Origin of the sequence: Nannocystis bainbridge, from assembly GCF_028368995.1 — a bacterium.
In the GTDB taxonomy this organism is placed as follows: Bacteria; Myxococcota_A; Polyangia; order Nannocystales; family Nannocystaceae; genus Nannocystis; species Nannocystis bainbridge.
The window spans coordinates 1,714,375-1,729,757 of record NZ_JAQNDL010000003.1 but is presented as its reverse complement, the minus strand read 5'-3'; the positions used below and the strand labels follow the sequence as shown (position 1 = coordinate 1,729,757).

The following is a 15,383-nucleotide window of genomic DNA, read 5'->3' as shown; positions in this document are numbered from 1 at the left end:
GATCCGCGGTGGGATCACAGCAGGCCGAGCGCGTGCAGCAGCAGCACGACCGCGACGATCGCCGCGGCCAGAGCGAAGCCGACCACCAGCGCGGGGCCGACGGGGTCGCGCGAGGGGAGTGGTTCGCCGCCGATCGGTCGTTCGGTCGGCACGCCGAGCTCGACGAGGTAGGCGCGGGTCTCGGCCAGGCGCACGCTCTGCGGCCAGCGCTCGACGTGGGCGCTGAGGCCCCGACCGGAGGCGTCGCGGGCCCGGCGATCGGCGCCGAGGGCGATCAGCCGGCGCATGTGCTCGATGTGATGGCGGTCGGCGGCCATCAGCAGGGCGGTCATGCCGGCGGCGTCGCGGGCCTCGAGGTCGCCGCCGCACTCGCGGGCGAGCGCGAGCAGGGCCTCGGTGCGGTCGGAGACGGCGAGGCCGCAGGTGACGGCGAACGCGAACAGCTGGCTGGCGGCGGCGGGCCCGGCGGCGCGGGTGATCTGGCGCAGCAGCTCGTACTGCCCGGGGGTGCCGCTGCGCAGGAACGCGAGCACGGCCGACTGCAGCGCGCGCGGCAGGTCGGGCTCGCCGAGCTGCAGCAGGCGGCCCCACATGCCCGATTGACCGCTGTCGGCGGCGGCCTCGAAGGCCCATTGCAGGTACGGCCCGGACACGTCGTCGCTGCGGGCGCGCACGCGCTCGAACAGGGCCGCGTCGCCGCGCCGGACCGCCGCCGCCAGCAGGGCGCCCTCGATCTCCTCGAGGTCGCGGCTCGAGGCCGACTCGGCCGACAGCGCGGCGAGCAGTCGATCCACCGCCCACAGGTCGCCGGCCCGGGCCGCGGCCAGCAGCGCCGCGTCGGTCGGACGGGCGCCGTGGGCCAGCAGCAGCTCGATCATCGGGCGCGTGTCCTCGCCGTACTCCTCGATCGCCACCGTCAATGCGTCGGTGTCGTTGGCGGAAGGGGCGTTGGCATCGGCGCCGGCGTCGAGCAGCAGCCGCACCACGTCGCCGCGGTCCAGCGCGATCGCCAGCTCGAGCGGGGTGTAGTCGTACGCGTGGCTGCGACCGTCGAGGTCGGCCGGCGCCCGCGACAGGGCCCGCCGGACGTCGTCGATGCTGCCGACGCGCACGGCCTCGAGCAGCGGATCGTCGTCCATCGGTGCGAAATCTTCCGGCGCCATGACCCCGCCGCAGTGTACGCGAGGCCTGCTCGCGCAGGCGGCCGCTCGCGACTCGCCGCAGTGCGAGCGCGTGTCGTCTGCGGCGCAGCGTGTGTCGCCGGCAACCCTCAAAACAACCGGATGCAGGTCAGTACATGTCTTACAGGACATGCCCGTAAAGACAGTGTTCTTCGGACATGTCCCGAGGGACAATCACTCGCGGCCGAAGGCCCGGCGGATCCGCCCCCACAGCGACGGGCCCGCGGGCGCCGGCTCGGGAGCGGGCGCGGGCTCGGGCTGGGGGCTGGACAGGACGTCCTTCAGCGGCACGGTCTCGCCGATCTGCAGGCGGAGCTGACCGCCGGCCACGAGCTCGAGGGTGCGCGCCAGCAGCGGTCGCACGACCTCGGGGGGATCGCCGCGGCGGTGCTCGAGGATCGTGACGCCGTGGCGCTGGAAGAACTCGGCCAGCTGGCCGACCTCGCGGGCTCCGCCGGCGTCGAGGCGCGCGCGGGTGTCGGCCAGCGAGGAGGCGCAGCAGTCGCCGCAGCGGAAGGTGGTGACAAAATCGCCGGCGCTGTCGTTGAACCACGGGATCACGCGGACCTGCGAGGCCGGGACCGTGCGGTAGCAGCCCGAGCAAAGGGCCGAGGGCTCGACGATCGGCAGGCGCGTGTGGACCAGCAGGTCGAGCAGCGCGAGGGCTTCGTTGCGCACGCGCTCCATGCCGTCGCCGGTCGCGGGCGGATCGATCGCCTCGCTGGCCAGCCCGCGCGCGCGCACGAGCGCGTCGAGGGTGAGGAGCGGCGTCATGTCGTCGCGCGCGTCGTCCTCGAGGTCGAGCGCGGCGACGTGGGCCCGGGTGCCGGCGAGGGCCGGGCCGGCGTGCTCGCTGCAGTAGTAGCCGTCGACGTAATGACCCGAGGCAGCGTCGAGGGTCGGGACGTTGTGCGATTCGCTCTCGGGCCGGAGCACCCCGCAGGTGCTGCACTGCACGTGGCGTTCGGACATGCACGCGGAGGATAGCCCGCCCGGCCGCGCGAGGTGAACCCGGCGCGGCCCGAGGATGCGATGGAGAGGCGGGCGCCGCGGCGAACGTGCGCACAATCAGCGTTCAGCGAGAGGCGAAACAGTCGAGCTCGCCAGGAACGTCGTCACCGCCGAGCTCGCCAGCGGGGTCGGATCACCCGGGCGCGCGGCTGCGCGAGGCGGCGAACATCTGCAGCACGGCGGCGAGCGGCTCGTCCCACATCTCCTGGCGCGCCCAAGCCTCGGCGGTGAAGCCGTTGTTCTCGGCGATCCAGGGGTCGGCGCCGCGAGCGAGCAGCGAGCGGACCAGCTCGACGCTCACCGCGCGTCCGTCGTGCACCGCGTAGTGGAGGGCCGTGCGGCCGTAGCAGCCGCGCGCGTTGGGGTCGGCCCCGCGGGCCAGCAGCAAGGCCGCGATCGCGGTCTGCTTCTGCCAGCAAGCGAGGTGCAGCAGGGTGTCTTCGTCGCCGGTGCGGGCGGCGATGAGGCCCGGCTCGGCGCGCAGGGCCTGCTCGATGGCCTCGATGTCACCACCCTCGACCGCGGCGACGAGCTCGCTGGACAACATGCCGCGCAGGCTACCACGGGCGAGATAATCACGGAGAAGTCGTTGCGGACGAGCGGGGCGTGGATCGGGCGGCGAGCCGTCAGGTCGGCTGCCGCGGCCGTGACCCGGCCGTCCCGCCGCGCGAGGAGAGCGTCGTACGGGCCGAGTGTGAGGCGGCGAGGCCTCTGGATCGGAACGAGGCGTCAGGCGGATGATATGATTGTTTGACCATGTCTAATCAGGCATGTCCGATCGGGCATGCCTTTCAGCGCATGTCTGAGAGGGCATGTCCGAACGATCAGGCGAGCTCGAGGGCGCGGCGCTGGGCGAGGATGTCGGCGATGGTCGCCTCGAGCTGCTCGCGACCGGGGCCGGCGCCGACGCTGGCGAAGTTGTGGCGGGCGATGTCCTGGCTGAGCTCTGGGTCGGCCTTGATCGCGCGGTCGGCAAGGATCAGGAACTCGGGGCCGAGGCGGGCCATCTCCTCGCGGAAGCGGACCTCGGCGGCGGCCTGGGCCTGGCGGCGGATCTGGTCGAGCAGGTCGGCGCGGATGCACTGGATCAGCGGATCGGGGGTGCGTCGCAGCAGCGGGACCAGCGAGTCCGCGGTCAGCGGGCGGCGGGTGTCGACGCGCGTGTAGGCCGGGTGGAACGCGACCATGTAGAAGCGCGCGGGGGCGCGCGGGAGGCCGGCGTAGGCGTCGCGGACCTCGCGGACGAATTCCTCAAAAAGCTCGGTGTCGGCGAACGCCCGCTCGGCCTGGGTCGGGGCCGGCGGGGTGCCGGGCAGGGCGCCGCGGGTGATGAAGGTGAGCAGCACGACCTCGGCGTCGGGGTGCGCGCTGACGACTTCGGCGAGCCCCTGCGCGGCCTCGTGCGGGCTCGGCGGGGCCGGGAAGATGGGCCGGTGCAGGCGCCCGAGCTCGCGGCACTTGCGAGCGAACGGGCACAGGCTGAGCTCCTCGACGACTTCGACCACGTAGCGCGCGTGCAGGGCGTCGAGCTGGGGCCGGGGCGGCCACGGGCCGGGTTTCTCCATCGCCCGCGGGAGTGTATCCTGACCTCGCGCATGCCAGGCCCACGCTCTGCGATCGCCTCGACCCTCGGGTGCCTCACGCTGGTGGCGACGCTGGGCTGCGCGCGCTACGTGGTCCGCGTCGACACCGACCCGACCGGGGCCGAGGTCACGCTCGACGGCAACACCAGCCGCGAGCAGCGCTGGTCGGTGTCGGGCGGCGACGAGCCGGCGACGCTGCTGGCGCGGTGGCCCGACGGCAAGCAGGTCGCCGCGCAGGTCTATATCGACCGCGACTCGAAGATCACCCTGCGCCGCGACGGCGAGCCGGGGCAGGTGGTCGGGGCCCGCGTGGTCGGCATGGCTCCGAGCCCGCCGCCGGCCCCGACGCCGCCGGACCCGGGCGCGGCGCCGCCGGACCCGCAGCTCGGCGGTCCGCTGCCGCCGCCGACGACGGTCACGCCCGGCCCGGGTGACCCGATGGCGAAGGCCCGCAAGCTCTACGACGAGGGCCAGAAGGCCTACGAGCTGACCGACTTCGACGTGGCGATCGCCAAGTTCCGCGCGGCCTACGAGCTGATCCGCAGCAGCAACGACCCGGCCGCGCCGGAGGTGCTCGGGGCGGTGATCTTCAACCTCGCGGTGGTCTACGAGCGCAGCTACGAGGTGACGCCCGACCCGGAGCGGCTGCGGCGCGCGCGGGTGATGTACCGCCAGTACGACGAGCAGATGGCGTCGCTCCAGCCGGGCTGGGCCAAGTCGTCCGAGCACGCCGACGTGCTGGCCCGGATCCGTGCGCTCGAGGCCCGGCTCGGGCCGCAGAAGTGAGGCGCGGCCGTTCGCGGCGTGAGCGCGGGCCGGCGAGGTGTAGCGAGAGGACGCCGCTGCGATGAACCGACGCGGCCCCGAGGCGGCGAGTCCGTGCCGATCGAGATCGGTGGAGCGCGGCCGATGGCTTGTCCTCGACAAGGAACCACCGTCCTGCCGGGATCGCATCGTACTCGGCCGTGCGCGGTGATTCGCCGCTGGCCGAATCATTCGTGAGGGTGACGGTGCATGCACGTTCGCAGGCTGCGGGCGTGGTGCGGGCGGACCGGCCTTCGCACGGCTGTTCGGTCTGAGTCGGCGTGAGTCGGCGCGGGCGCTGCGGGCGGCGCTGTGCAGGTCGGGCGGCGAGATTGCGGCGAGGCCGCTGCGGGCGCGCCGCGGTCCGGCCACCGGGCCCTGGATTCGCACTTGTCGCGCGGGCTTGTCGGGCCCTATCGTTGGGCCCGATGTTCAAGAACCACCCGCGCGGCCTGCCGGTCCTGTTCTTCACCGAGATGTGGGAGCGCTTCGGCTTTTACCTCATGCTCGGGATCTTCACCCTGTACATGAAGGCGGGTGCGGACGCGGCGATGCCGGCGAAGTCGGGGCTGGGGCTGGCGCCGCAGCAGGCCAGCGACATCTACGGCACCTACATCGCGCTGGTGTATCTGACCCCGTTCATCGGCGGTCTGCTGGCCGACCGGGTCCTCGGTTATCGCCGCGCCATCGTGATCGGCGGCGTGCTGATGGGCCTCGGTTATTCGGGCCTGGCGATCCCGGGCTACGGTCCGTGGTTCTTCCTGTCGCTGCTGCTGATCATCATCGGCAACGGCTTCTTCAAGCCCAACATCTCGACGCTGGTCGGCAACCTTTACAACAACGAGCAGTACAAAGAGCACAAGGACGCCGGCTTCAACATCTTTTACATGGGCATCAACATCGGTGCCTTCATCTGCAACTTCGTCGCCGCGTACCTGCGCAACACCTACGGCTGGGGCTATGCCTTCTTGGCGGCGGGCATCGGCATGTTCTTCGGCGTCGGCTGGTTCCTCACCGGCATGAAGCACACGGCCGAGGCCGACGTGCTGAAGCCGACCAAGCCGGGCGACCAGCCGGTCGGGCAGATCCTCGCGGCGGTGTTCGGGCCGGCGGCGGTGTTCGCCGCGCTCGGGTGGTTCGTGCCCACGCTGCTCGGCGGCGACGGCTGGACCGTGTTCGGCTCCAAGTCGAACGACGCGTTCCTGTTCGCCTGCCTGCCGGTGACCTGGTTCTACTACAAGCTCTGGAAGGGCTCCGACGGCGAGGACAAGGAGCGCATCGGCGCCCTGCTGCCGCTGTTCGCCGCCGTGATCGCGTTCTGGGCCATCTTCCACCAGAACGGCGACGCCCTCACCACCTGGGCCGACCGCTACACCCGGCGCGAGATCCCCGAAGTCGCAGCGCCGCTGCTCGAGGGCGTCGGCGGGGTCCAGCGCGTCGACACCAGCCTGCGCGAGGTCACCATCGTCGACGACCACGGCACCCCCGTGCTCGGGCCCGACGGCAAGCCGGCCAAGGAGCTCGGCCCCGACCCGTACTTCAACAACGTGCCGAAGAGCGAGTGGCCGCCGCCGCCGAGCCCCGCCTGCAAGACCGAGGTGCTCACGCCCGAGACCGAGGCGAGCTGCAAGGCGGCCCAGACCAAGCTGGTGTCGACCGAGCTGTTCCAGTCGGTCAACGCGTTCTTCGTCGTGGTCCTGACCCCGTTCGTGGTCGGCTTCTTCGCGTGGATGCGGCGCAAGAACAAGGAGCCGTCGACGCCGGGCAAGATCGCCCTCGGCCTGGCGATCACCGCGCTCTCGACCCTCGTGATGGTCGCCGCGACCTTCTACACCCACAACGGCGCCGACAAGGGCACGGCCCTGTGGCTCATCGGCACCTACGGGGTGATCACCATCGGCGAGCTGTGCCTGTCGCCGATGGGCCTGTCGCTGGTGTCGAAGCTCAGCCCGGCCCGCCTCACCGCGCTGATGATGGGCGGCTGGTTCCTCTCGACGTCGATCGGCAACAAGCTGTCCGGCATCCTCTCGGGCCTGTTCACCCTGTTCGAGCACAAGTCGGCGGTGTTCCTGATCAACTTCGGCGGGGCCCTGCTCGCGTCGCTGATGATCGTGCTGATGCTGCCGCGCCTGCGCCGGGTCATGAACAAGTACCTCAAATGAGCCGGCCGCCCCCCGACGCCGCCGCGATCGCCGAGGCGCTCGCGCGGTTCCCCGAGCTCGCCGGCGGCGCGGTCAGCCCGCTGACCGGCGGGCTCATCAACGCGACCTTCGCGGTGCAGGCCCCCGCCGGCGCGTTCGTGCTGCAGCGCCTGCACCCGATCTTCGCCCCGCAGATCCACGACAACATCGCCGCGGTGACGGAGCACCTGCGCCGCCGCGGCGAGGTCAGCCCGCGCCTGCTGGCGACCGCGAGCGGCGAGCGCTGGGCGGACCTCGGCGAGCGCGGGATCTGGCGGGCGATGACGCGGATCGCCGGGGTGAGCTTCGAGGCGGTGACGAGCCCGGCGCAGGCGCGCTCGGCCGGGGCGCTGGTCGGCAGGTTCCACGCGACCCTGGCCGACCTCGAGCACCCGTTCGCGGTCCGCCGCACGCTCCACGACACGCCGGCCCACCTGCGCACGCTGGCCGAGGCGGTGGCGCAGCACCGCGAGCACCGGCTGTTCGCGGAGGTCGAACCATTGGCGCGAGCGGTGTTCGCGGCGGTCGAGACGCTGCCGCCGCTGGCCCCGGCGCCGCTGCGGGTCGGCCACGGCGACCTGAAGTTCAACAATCTGCTGTTCGATGGGACAGGTCCCGAAGGACAGGCGCATTGCCTGATCGACCTCGACTCGGTGGCCCCGATGCCGCTGCACCACGAGCTCGGCGACGCGTGGCGCTCGTGGTGTAACCCGGCGGGAGAGGAGCGCGGCTCACCGAGCTTCGACGCGGAGATCTTCGCGGCGGCGCTGGCCGGCTGGCTGGAGGCGCTGACGTTCCCGCTCGCGCCAGTGGAGCGCCGCAACCTGGTCCACGGGGTCGAGTGGATCGCGCTCGAGCTGACGGCCAGGTTCGCCGCCGACGCGCTGAACGAGCGCTATTTCGGCTGGGACCCCCAGCGCTTCCCGGCGGCGGGCGAACATCACCTGCACCGCGCGAAGGGCCAGTGGGCGCTGCACCAGGCGACGCTGGCGTCCCGCGAGCTGCGGGCCGAACTGCTGCTGCGCTGAGCGGGCGCATCGGCGATGCTGGTGCGGTGAGCATCAGGTCCCGCGGCAGCCGCAAGGTCGAGGTCGGCGAGGAGGTCTATGCGTGGACGATCCGCCCGGGGCCGACCCCGGCGCAAGCGGAGGGCCAGGGCGGCATGACAGTGGCGATCCAGCGAGTAGTGCCGCCGTCCCGGGCAGTGCTGATGGTCGACACGGGATTGATGCGCTGCGAAAACAAGGTGCATTCGCACAAGACGGCGGTGAAGCCGGGGATGGTGCGCGTGATGGTGAGGCAGGCGCTGGCAGACGGCTGGCGACCGGATGCAGGCGAGGGACACCGGCTGGTGTTCAGGCTGATCCGCGATCGGCCGTGAAGTCGGGATGTCCTTCGGGACAGGTGGCGAAGGCGGCCAGGACAGATTCCTCGGCGCGCACAGCGCGATATCGAGCAGGGGTGTAGACGCGCGATATTGCGCTTTGTGAGTTTGGAGATACAGAAAAGTAAAATGCCATTGAACAATTCTGCACGGGTGAGTCGCGCTTTGCAGAAAAGTTCAATCGGATTTAACGTTTCTGCATGCGGCGGCGCGAGGAGGGGGGGCCCGACTGGGACCGGCTGTTCGAGATCGCGGCCGCGCAGGACGGCTACTTTTCGGTCGACCAGGCGCAGTCGGCCGGGATTTCGCGGCCGAACCTGCAGGCGCATCTCCACCGCGGGCACGTGCGACGGCCCCGCCGGGCCGTGTACCGCCTCGTCCGCTATCCGGTGGGCGAGCACGAGGAGCTGGCAGAGATCTGGTTGCAGTCGGATCGCGAGGGCGTGTTCTCCCATGAGACCGCGCTGGCGCTGCATCGCCTCTCCGATGTCCTGCCCGCGAACATCCACATCACGTTGCCGATCCGCTGGCGCCGGCGAAGAGGCCCGGACGGGGTGGTCGTCGCGTATGACGAGGTGCCGCCGGAGGAGCGGCAGTGGTTCGGAGCCGTGCCCGTGACGTCGGTGGTCCGCACGCTGCGAGATTGTGCGGCGGGCGCTGTCTCGCCGGAGCTGCTAAAGCAGGCTGCGATGCAAGCACTTCGGCGCGGGCTTGTGGACCGCGAAGCAATCGGCGAGGTCGAGCGAGCGCTGCTCCCCTACGGCGGGCTCGATCCATGAGCGTCAAGAAGTACGATTCTGCGCTCGGCTTCAAGCAGGCCCTGGACACGCGGCTGCGGGCCGCGGCGACCCAAAGGGTCCCGTTGACGCGACAGCGACAGCGGCTGGTGTTCGAGCGGTTCCTGGCGCGGATCTTCGCGGCGTACCCCGCGACCGTGACCTTGAAAGGAGGGTTCGCGCTCGAGCTGCGGATCGAACGCGCGCGGGCGACGAGGGACGTCGACCTGCGGTGGGTGGGTGACGCTGAGGATTTGCAGGCGAAGCTCCGCGCCGCGGTGGTTCACGATCTGGGTGACTTCTTTCGCTTCGAGCTCCACGAGGATCCCGAGCACCCGGAGATCGTGGCGGACGGGGCGATTCACGGCGGGAGGCGATTCAGGGTCGAATGCAGCCTGTCGGGGCAGCCGTTCGCCGATCCGTTCGGGGTCGATGTGGTCTTCGGCGAGCCGAGCCTGGGCGAGCCCGAGGTGGTCGCCGGCGAGGACGCGCTGGCCTTCATCGGCGTGTCGCGGGCGAGCTTCCGGGTTTATCCGCTCGAGACGCACGTCGCCGAGAAGCTGCATGCTTATACGTTGCCGCGAACGCGCATGAACTCGCGGGTCAAGGATCTCCCGGACCTGGCGTTGCTGGCGAGCGTCCGGGCCGTCGAAAGGGCCCGCCTGCTCGCGGCGCTCGAGCTGACGTTCTCGTTTCGCCGCACGCACCCGTTGCTGGAGACGTTCCCCGATCCGCCCGACCCGTGGGAAGCGCCGTACGCCCGGATGGCGCGCCAGCACGAGTTGCCGTGGCCCACGCTGCCCGAGGTGACCGCCGCGGTGCGGGCGTTCCTCGGACCGGTGCTGGGTCGTGAAGCGCAGGCCGCCGTGTGGGATCCGGCGACCTGGACGTGGCGTGACGGGCCGCTAGAACCCGAACATGTGCAGGCGTGAGCCGCCCTGTTGCGTCTCGTTGAAGCGGCTCGACTCGACGAAGTTCTCGACGCAGTTGCCGAGCGGGGTGCCCTTGGCCTTGTCCTGGGCGACGGCCTTGACGTTGCCGTGCACGTCGACGGTGATCTTGACCGACACGCGGGCGCCGGCCGAGCCGGGGAAGGTCGAGCAGGCCTTGACCACGCGCGGCTCCATCGCTGTGAAGTAGGACTTGAGGCGGATGGGCTCGATGCGCAGCGGCAGGTCGCTGGCCGGCGGCTTGGGCTTGGGCTTGGGCTTGGGCTCGGTCTTGGCGACCGGCTCGCTCTTGGCGGGCGGGGGCGGCTCGACCTTGGCCGGGGGCGGGGGCTCGACCTTGGCGGGCGGGGGCGGCTCGACCTTGGCGGGCGGCGGGGGCTCGGGCGTCACCACCGTCGGCTGCGGGATGGCCTCGGGGACAGGTGACGGCTCGGGGATGGCCTCGGGGACAGGTTGCGGCGGGCTGGCCTCGGGGACAGGTTGAGGCACGACCCCGGAGGCGCCGACGACGATCGGCTCGGGCTCGTCGGCGGTCTGCTTGCGGGCGTCTCGCGCCGATTTCTTCGACCGCGGGGCTTCCTTGTCCTTGGCCCGCCGCGGGCCCTCGGCGACGGCGTCGTCCTTGCGCGGGGGCGGGTTCTGACGCCGCGACACGAGGATGACGAGGAACAGCAGCGCGGCGCCGAGGATGACGGCGACGCTGACGTTGCGCACGAAGTTCGGCGCGGGCGCGGCGGCCGACGGCGGGGCGACGACGATGACCGGCAGCGGCGCGGTCTTCGGCCGCGGCAGCACCGGCTCGGGCGCGCGGATCGGCGGGGCCAGGTGCGCGAGGATCATGCTCGGCTCGGGCCGCGACGACGACATCGAGCCCGAGGGCGAGGCGCTGCGCAGCGCGGTCGGGATCGGGATGGCGCGCGGCTCCGACCGCGCGGAGCTCCGCGTCTGCGGCACGGGGGCGCTGCGCGCGGCCTGGCCCGCGCGTGGCGGCGGACCGTCGAGCACGGCGGCGGCGAGGGCCGGGTCGCGCTGGCGCAGGTCGGCGGTGAAGGTCGCCAGCGGCGTCGGGTCGGCGTGGGCGGCCCGCGGCTCGGACGGCTCCGCCTTGCGGGCGCTCTCCTCGTCCCAGTCGGTCGGGTCGAGCGCGAGGATCGCGGTGGCGCGGCGCAGCTCGCCCTCGCGGGCGCGGGCGGCCAGCACGGCCTCGTGCAGCTCGCGGACCGAGCCGTAGCGCCGCGACGGGTCCTTGGCCAGCGCGCGCAGGACCACGTCCTCGAACGGCTCGGCGATGTCCTGCTGCGGGACGACCAGCCGCGGCGCGTTCGGCTCGTCGTACATCTGCTTCTTGATGATCGAGAGGAAGCTGTCGCCGCGGAACGGGGTCCGGCCGGTGAGCAGCTCGTACATCATCACGCCGAGGGCGTAGACCGAGGTGCTCTCGCCCGGGAAGCCGCCGCTGGCCAGCTCGGGGGCCATGTACTCGGCGTGGCCGGGCGGGGTGCCCTTGGACTCGACGAGGTTGCCGTCGAGCGAGCGGTAGATGCTGGCGACCGGGGCGATGCCGACGTCGAGCAGCTTGATCGGCTGGCGCCGCCGGGCCTCGTCGTCGCCGGCGTGCAGACGAATGACGCTGCCGAGGTTGAGGTCGCTGGCGACCACGCCCTTGTCGGCGGCGACGATCAGGGCCTCGCAGATCTGGGTGACGAGGATCGCCACCTGCTGCCACGGCAGCGGCCCCTCGGCCCGCAGCACGGCGCCGAGCGAGTCGCCCTCGACCTGCTCCATCACGTAGTAGGTGAGGTGGTCGCTGGTGATGCCGGCGTCGATCACCTCGACCAGAGATTCGTGGCGCAGCCGGGCCAGCTGCTGGGCCTCGTAGAGGAACTGACGGCCGCGGCGGCCGGCCGGCGAGTGATCGGGGCCGAGCACGCGGATCGCCACGCGGCGGTCGGTCTGCTCGTCGATGGCCGCGTAGACGCGGGTGGTGATGCCGTGGGTGAGCGGCTTGACGAGCCGCCAGCGCTCGATGTCGCGGCCGATCAGCTCGTCGGGGTCGCTCCACAGGTCGAGCGGGAACGGCTCGCCGAGCGGCTCGCGGGGCGGCGGCGCCAGCTTGACCGGGGCGGCCAGCATGCTGTCGCCGGGATCGCCGAGCTCGTCGTCGTCGTCGTCGTCGAGATCGCTGACGTGGATCGGGGTGCCGGGGCGCCTGTCCCGAGGGACAGTCAAGGCGGACAGCGGCTGGTCGACCTCGGACTCCTCGGGCGGCGGAGCCGGCTCGTCGAGGCTCGGGCGGGCGAACGCGACCCCGCTCTGGGCCGAGGCGATCAGCGGCGAAAGAGTCTCGTCGTCGTCGAGCGCGGCGGCGATCGGCGGCGGCGGCAACGGCTCGTCGTCGACCGGGTGCAGGGTGACCTCGAGCGCGGGGGCCAGGCCGGAGCGGTCGAGCGCGGCGCCCACGGCCGCGGAGTCGACCCGGCGCTTGAGCGTCGGCGCGTCCTGCTCGGCGGCAGGCGGGCGCCGCCTCGCGGCCGCGAGGGCGCGCGAGGGCTCGTTGAGGTCGGTGAAGTCGTCTTCTTCGTGGCCGAACCGGCGCCTCACGGTGGTGACGGCGTCGGCGATCGGGGCGTCGTCGTCGTCGTCGCGGATGGCCTTCGGGACAGGTGCCTTGGGCCAGCTCGAACCGGCGCCGGCCGACGACTGGACCGGCATGGCGGTGGTCGGGGCGTCGTCGTCGTCGTCGTCGGCCCACGGCGGGGTCGGCTCGTCGTCGGCGGGGGTCAAGGCGGCCCCCAGCTCGTCGTCGTCGTCGGCGACGTCGCGGAAGGGGAAGCGGCTGGCTTGACTGCGCACGACCTGCGAGAGGCCAGGCGGGAGCGCGATCTCGCCGTCGTCGAGGAACGCGCCGCGGCGCTCGCGCAAGGGCGAGGGCGAGGGCTGACTGCGGCGATCCTGGCTCATGCTGGCATCGGCGAAATCGCCGTCCTCGGGCGCAGCCTCGTCGTCGACCAGGTCGGCGGCCAGCTCGGGGAGGCTCTCCCCCGCCTCGTGCGGGCGGAAGGGCGCGTCGTCGTCGTCGTCAGTGAACTGAAACGTCGCCGGTCGGCCCGGAGGCGGAGGCTTGTGACCTCCGTTCCGCGGCGGCGGAGGAGGACCGGAACCGTTGCGCTTATTGTCCACGGGGGCGCTCAAGGGTCGCACACCGCGCGGCGACTGGTCAAACAAGCCGCTTTCCGCGGGGTCTGGTGCCGCGATTGACGGCGATTACTTCGGGGTGGCTGGCTTCGCACTCTTGGCGTGCGCAGGCGCCGTGCCCGGCGCGACCGCCGGCGGGTTCAACTCGGCCTGGACCTGCGCGATCCGCTGATCGAGGCCCGGGAGCAGCTCCGGCTCGGTGGTGCGGATCGATTCGCGGTAGCGTTGAAGGATGGTGAGCGCTTCCGCACCCCGGCCCGGGACCTGCGACAGCAGCTCGCCGGCGTCGCCCAGGTACTTGAGCTGACTGGGGTCGCGCTCGAAGGCCCGCTGCAGCGCCTCGGCCGCCTCGGCCTCGCGCCGCGGCAGGCCCTGGAGCACCTCGGCCAGGGCGAGCCAGTCGGCCGCGGCCGGCTCGGGCAGGCGAGCGATGCGCCGCTGCAGCGCGACCGCCGCCTCGGGCAGCATCGGCGCCAGCCGCAGCGCCGCGGCCAGACGGCCGTAAAAATCGGCGTCGGCGGCGGGGTCGTCGTCGGCGATCGCGTGCTGGAGGTAGTAGTCGGACTCGGCCTTGTGCCCGGCCGACTTGGCGAGCACGAGCGCCAGCTCGCCCTCGCAGCGGGTGCTCTTGGGGATCTTGTTGGCGCACGGGAGCAGCGCCTGGGTGACCTCGACGTCGTTGCCGGCGGCCCGCGCGGCGGCGGCGGCGGCGAGGGCCTGGCCGAGCTCGGCCGGGGGCAACTGCGGCTCGGAGCGCGGCGGCGGCGGGTCGCGATCGGCGCGGCGGAACGGGTTCCGGACGTCGCGCTCGGGCGGCTGGATCTCCGCGGGGTGCGACGAGACCTCGACCTTGGTCGGCGGCGGCGGGGTCGGCGTGCCACCGCAGGCGGCGGCGAGCAGGGCGACGAGGGCGGCCGGTGCGGGACGGAGCATGCGGCGGAGTATACTGCGCCGGTGTCAGCCACCGAACCCGGCTCGTCGACCGAACTCCCGCGCCCGCTCACGGCGGTGTACCCCGGCTCGTTCGACCCGATCACCAGCGGACACGTCGAGATCGTCGAGCGCGCGCTGCGGCTGTTCGACCACGTCATCGTCGCCGTCGGGCGCCACCCGACCAAGACCGGCTACTTCAGCGTCGACGAGCGCGTGGCCCTGATCGCCGAGTGCATCGCCCACCTGCCGCGGGCCCGCGCCAGCAAGTTCGACGGCCTCATGATCGAATTTTGCATGCAGCAGGGCGCGCGAGTGATCGTCCGCGGCCTGCGCGCGCACGGTGACTTCGAACCCGAGTTCCAGATCGCGTCCGCCAACCGCGACCTCCAGCCGGCGGTCGAGACCGTGTTCCTCATCCCCGGCCCGGCCCACCAGTTCGTCTCGAGCTCGCTGGTCCGCGAGATCGCCGGCCACGGCGGCGACTTCGCCCGCTACGTCCCGGGCCCGGTGGCGGCGGCGATGCACGGGCGCATGCGCGGCGAATGAGAGGACATGTCCGATCATGCATGATTCGAACGACATGTCGCAAGAGGCAGGTTCAAAGGGACAGCTGGCCCGCACGGACCAGCCGTGGCGCGGCGACGAGCACGCGCTGCAGGTCGCGGCCGCGCGCGAGGCCGGGCTGCCGGTCGGGCAGACGGCGATCGACCTCTACACCGAGGGGTTCCGCCGCGGGCTGCAGGAGCGCGACCCGGCCGACGGGGCGATCGTGCTGCGCGGGCGCACGGTGCTGCGGGCCGAGGAGATGCTGCGCAGCCTCAAGCCGATGCTGCGGTTCCTGCGGATCGGGCCCGACTCGATCGGTCTGCGGGTGGTCGAGGGCGAGTTCGAGCTGCGCGTGGCCGGGCAGGCCGCGGACGCCAGCGAGCCGGTCCAGGGCGCGGTCCGCATGGTGCTGCTGATCTGGATCGCCAGCGGGCTGATCGGCTTCGCGCTGCTGCAGGGCGGCTCGCAGATGGCGGCGCTGCTGGTGTGGGGCATCGGCCTGCTGGTCGGGGCCTCGGCGCTGCGGCGCGGGCAGGTCAGCGGGCGGACGATGCTGGCGGCCCGCCTCGCGGTGGGGCTCGGGATCCTCGCCCATGAAGAGCAGCTCATCCTGCCGCCCGCCGAGCGGGGCGGATCGTGACCGTCGTCTCACCGTCGCCGGGGCTGTGCGCCCGCTGCGTGTCGGCCCGGCGGGTCGACTCGGCCCGCGGCTCGACGTTCTGGCGCTGCGCCGAGCACGACCACGACCCGAGCTGGCCCAAGTACCCGCGCCTGCCGGTGCTGCGCTGCGCCCGCTTCGTCGCCGGCGAGGTTTCCGCGGGCCCGGCGCAGGAGTAGATT

15 protein-coding genes are annotated in these 15,383 nt (G+C 72.3%); 9 read left to right on the top strand and 6 right to left on the bottom strand.

The genetic code is table 11. The annotated features are described in order from the left end of the window. Window positions 1–14 precede the first annotated feature (14 nt). From POL25_RS32135 to POL25_RS32120, 4 genes are all read right to left on the bottom strand, one after another. Window positions 15–1,163, bottom strand: a complete 1,149-nt coding sequence (locus POL25_RS32135; RefSeq protein WP_272090103.1) for an ankyrin repeat domain-containing protein — start codon at window positions 1,161–1,163, stop codon at window positions 15–17. A gap of 192 nt (window positions 1,164–1,355) precedes the next feature. After that, window positions 1,356–2,153: a hypothetical protein gene (locus tag POL25_RS32130; RefSeq protein WP_272090102.1), complete on the bottom strand. Its 798-nt coding sequence runs from the start codon at window positions 2,151–2,153 to the stop codon at window positions 1,356–1,358. Window positions 2,154–2,325: 172 nt separating this feature from the next. Further along, on the bottom strand, window positions 2,326–2,739 hold the full coding sequence (locus tag POL25_RS32125; RefSeq protein WP_272090101.1) for an ankyrin repeat domain-containing protein: 414 nt from the start codon (window positions 2,737–2,739) through the stop codon (window positions 2,326–2,328). Between the two features lie 277 nt (window positions 2,740–3,016). Then, the gene (locus POL25_RS32120; protein WP_272090100.1) at window positions 3,017–3,757 is read right to left on the bottom strand and encodes a hypothetical protein; all 741 of its coding nucleotides are present in this window, start codon (window positions 3,755–3,757) and stop codon (window positions 3,017–3,019) included. 30 nt (window positions 3,758–3,787) lie between these two features. On the opposite strand from POL25_RS32120, the gene POL25_RS32115 reads away from it, so the two are divergent. The 6 genes from POL25_RS32115 (at window position 3,788) to POL25_RS32090 (ending at window position 9,851) form a co-directional block, all read left to right on the top strand. Then, the gene (locus POL25_RS32115) at window positions 3,788–4,561 is read left to right on the top strand and encodes a tetratricopeptide repeat protein (protein WP_272090099.1); all 774 of its coding nucleotides are present in this window, start codon (window positions 3,788–3,790) and stop codon (window positions 4,559–4,561) included. 446 nt (window positions 4,562–5,007) lie between these two features. After that, entirely contained in the window at window positions 5,008–6,741 is a 1,734-nt protein-coding gene (locus POL25_RS32110; RefSeq protein WP_272090098.1) for a peptide MFS transporter, read from the top strand. Beyond that, the gene (locus POL25_RS32105; RefSeq protein WP_272090097.1) at window positions 6,738–7,787 is read left to right on the top strand and encodes a phosphotransferase enzyme family protein; all 1,050 of its coding nucleotides are present in this window, start codon (window positions 6,738–6,740) and stop codon (window positions 7,785–7,787) included. Before POL25_RS32110 ends, POL25_RS32105 begins: the two co-directional genes overlap by 4 nt. Window positions 7,788–7,813: 26 nt before the next feature. Then, complete coding sequence (locus POL25_RS32100; RefSeq protein ID WP_272090096.1) at window positions 7,814–8,140, top strand: hypothetical protein; 327 nt, start codon at window positions 7,814–7,816, stop codon at window positions 8,138–8,140. A 203-nt stretch (window positions 8,141–8,343) separates the two neighbouring features. Beyond that, complete coding sequence (locus POL25_RS32095) at window positions 8,344–8,922, top strand: type IV toxin-antitoxin system AbiEi family antitoxin domain-containing protein (RefSeq protein WP_272090095.1); 579 nt, start codon at window positions 8,344–8,346, stop codon at window positions 8,920–8,922. Beyond that, the gene (locus tag POL25_RS32090; RefSeq protein WP_272090094.1) at window positions 8,919–9,851 is read left to right on the top strand and encodes a nucleotidyl transferase AbiEii/AbiGii toxin family protein; all 933 of its coding nucleotides are present in this window, start codon (window positions 8,919–8,921) and stop codon (window positions 9,849–9,851) included. Before POL25_RS32095 ends, POL25_RS32090 begins: the two co-directional genes overlap by 4 nt. On the opposite strand, the gene POL25_RS32085 is transcribed toward POL25_RS32090, so the two are convergent. Both POL25_RS32085 and POL25_RS32080 read right to left on the bottom strand, forming a co-directional pair. Next, the gene (locus tag POL25_RS32085; RefSeq protein ID WP_272090093.1) at window positions 9,825–13,049 is read right to left on the bottom strand and encodes a serine/threonine-protein kinase; all 3,225 of its coding nucleotides are present in this window, start codon (window positions 13,047–13,049) and stop codon (window positions 9,825–9,827) included. The two genes, POL25_RS32090 and POL25_RS32085, sit on opposite strands and share 27 nt — an antisense overlap. A gap of 84 nt (window positions 13,050–13,133) precedes the next feature. Beyond that, entirely contained in the window at window positions 13,134–13,997 is an 864-nt protein-coding gene (locus POL25_RS32080) for a hypothetical protein (protein WP_272090092.1), read from the bottom strand. Window positions 13,998–14,018: 21 nt separating this feature from the next. On the opposite strand from POL25_RS32080, the gene coaD reads away from it, so the two are divergent. Genes coaD through POL25_RS32065 form a run of 3 tightly spaced genes read left to right on the top strand, consistent with a single transcriptional unit; the run spans window position 14,019 to window position 15,380 of the window. Continuing rightward, entirely contained in the window at window positions 14,019–14,543 is a 525-nt protein-coding gene (gene coaD / locus POL25_RS32075; protein ID WP_272090091.1) for a pantetheine-phosphate adenylyltransferase, read from the top strand. Between the two features lie 34 nt (window positions 14,544–14,577). Next, the gene (locus POL25_RS32070; protein ID WP_272090090.1) at window positions 14,578–15,183 is read left to right on the top strand and encodes a hypothetical protein; all 606 of its coding nucleotides are present in this window, start codon (window positions 14,578–14,580) and stop codon (window positions 15,181–15,183) included. Next, window positions 15,180–15,380, top strand: a complete 201-nt coding sequence (locus POL25_RS32065; protein WP_272090089.1) for a hypothetical protein — start codon at window positions 15,180–15,182, stop codon at window positions 15,378–15,380. Before POL25_RS32070 ends, POL25_RS32065 begins: the two co-directional genes overlap by 4 nt. Window positions 15,381–15,383: the final 3 nt, after the last annotated feature.

Coding starts and splice junctions, on each gene's coding strand:
- POL25_RS32130 (WP_272090102.1), bottom strand. CDS start 2,153: ATGTCCGAACGCCACGTGCAGTGCAGCACCTGCGGGGTGCTCCGGCCC.
- POL25_RS32095 (WP_272090095.1), top strand. CDS start 8,344: ATGCGGCGGCGCGAGGAGGGGGGGCCCGACTGGGACCGGCTGTTCGAG.
- POL25_RS32110 (WP_272090098.1), top strand. CDS start 5,008: ATGTTCAAGAACCACCCGCGCGGCCTGCCGGTCCTGTTCTTCACCGAG.
- POL25_RS32080 (WP_272090092.1), bottom strand. CDS start 13,997: ATGCTCCGTCCCGCACCGGCCGCCCTCGTCGCCCTGCTCGCCGCCGCC.
- POL25_RS32115 (WP_272090099.1), top strand. CDS start 3,788: ATGCCAGGCCCACGCTCTGCGATCGCCTCGACCCTCGGGTGCCTCACG.
- POL25_RS32125 (WP_272090101.1), bottom strand. CDS start 2,739: ATGTTGTCCAGCGAGCTCGTCGCCGCGGTCGAGGGTGGTGACATCGAG.
- POL25_RS32120 (WP_272090100.1), bottom strand. CDS start 3,757: ATGGAGAAACCCGGCCCGTGGCCGCCCCGGCCCCAGCTCGACGCCCTG.
- POL25_RS32105 (WP_272090097.1), top strand. CDS start 6,738: ATGAGCCGGCCGCCCCCCGACGCCGCCGCGATCGCCGAGGCGCTCGCG.
- POL25_RS32090 (WP_272090094.1), top strand. CDS start 8,919: ATGAGCGTCAAGAAGTACGATTCTGCGCTCGGCTTCAAGCAGGCCCTG.
- POL25_RS32135 (WP_272090103.1), bottom strand. CDS start 1,163: ATGGCGCCGGAAGATTTCGCACCGATGGACGACGATCCGCTGCTCGAG.
- POL25_RS32070 (WP_272090090.1), top strand. CDS start 14,578: ATGTCGCAAGAGGCAGGTTCAAAGGGACAGCTGGCCCGCACGGACCAG.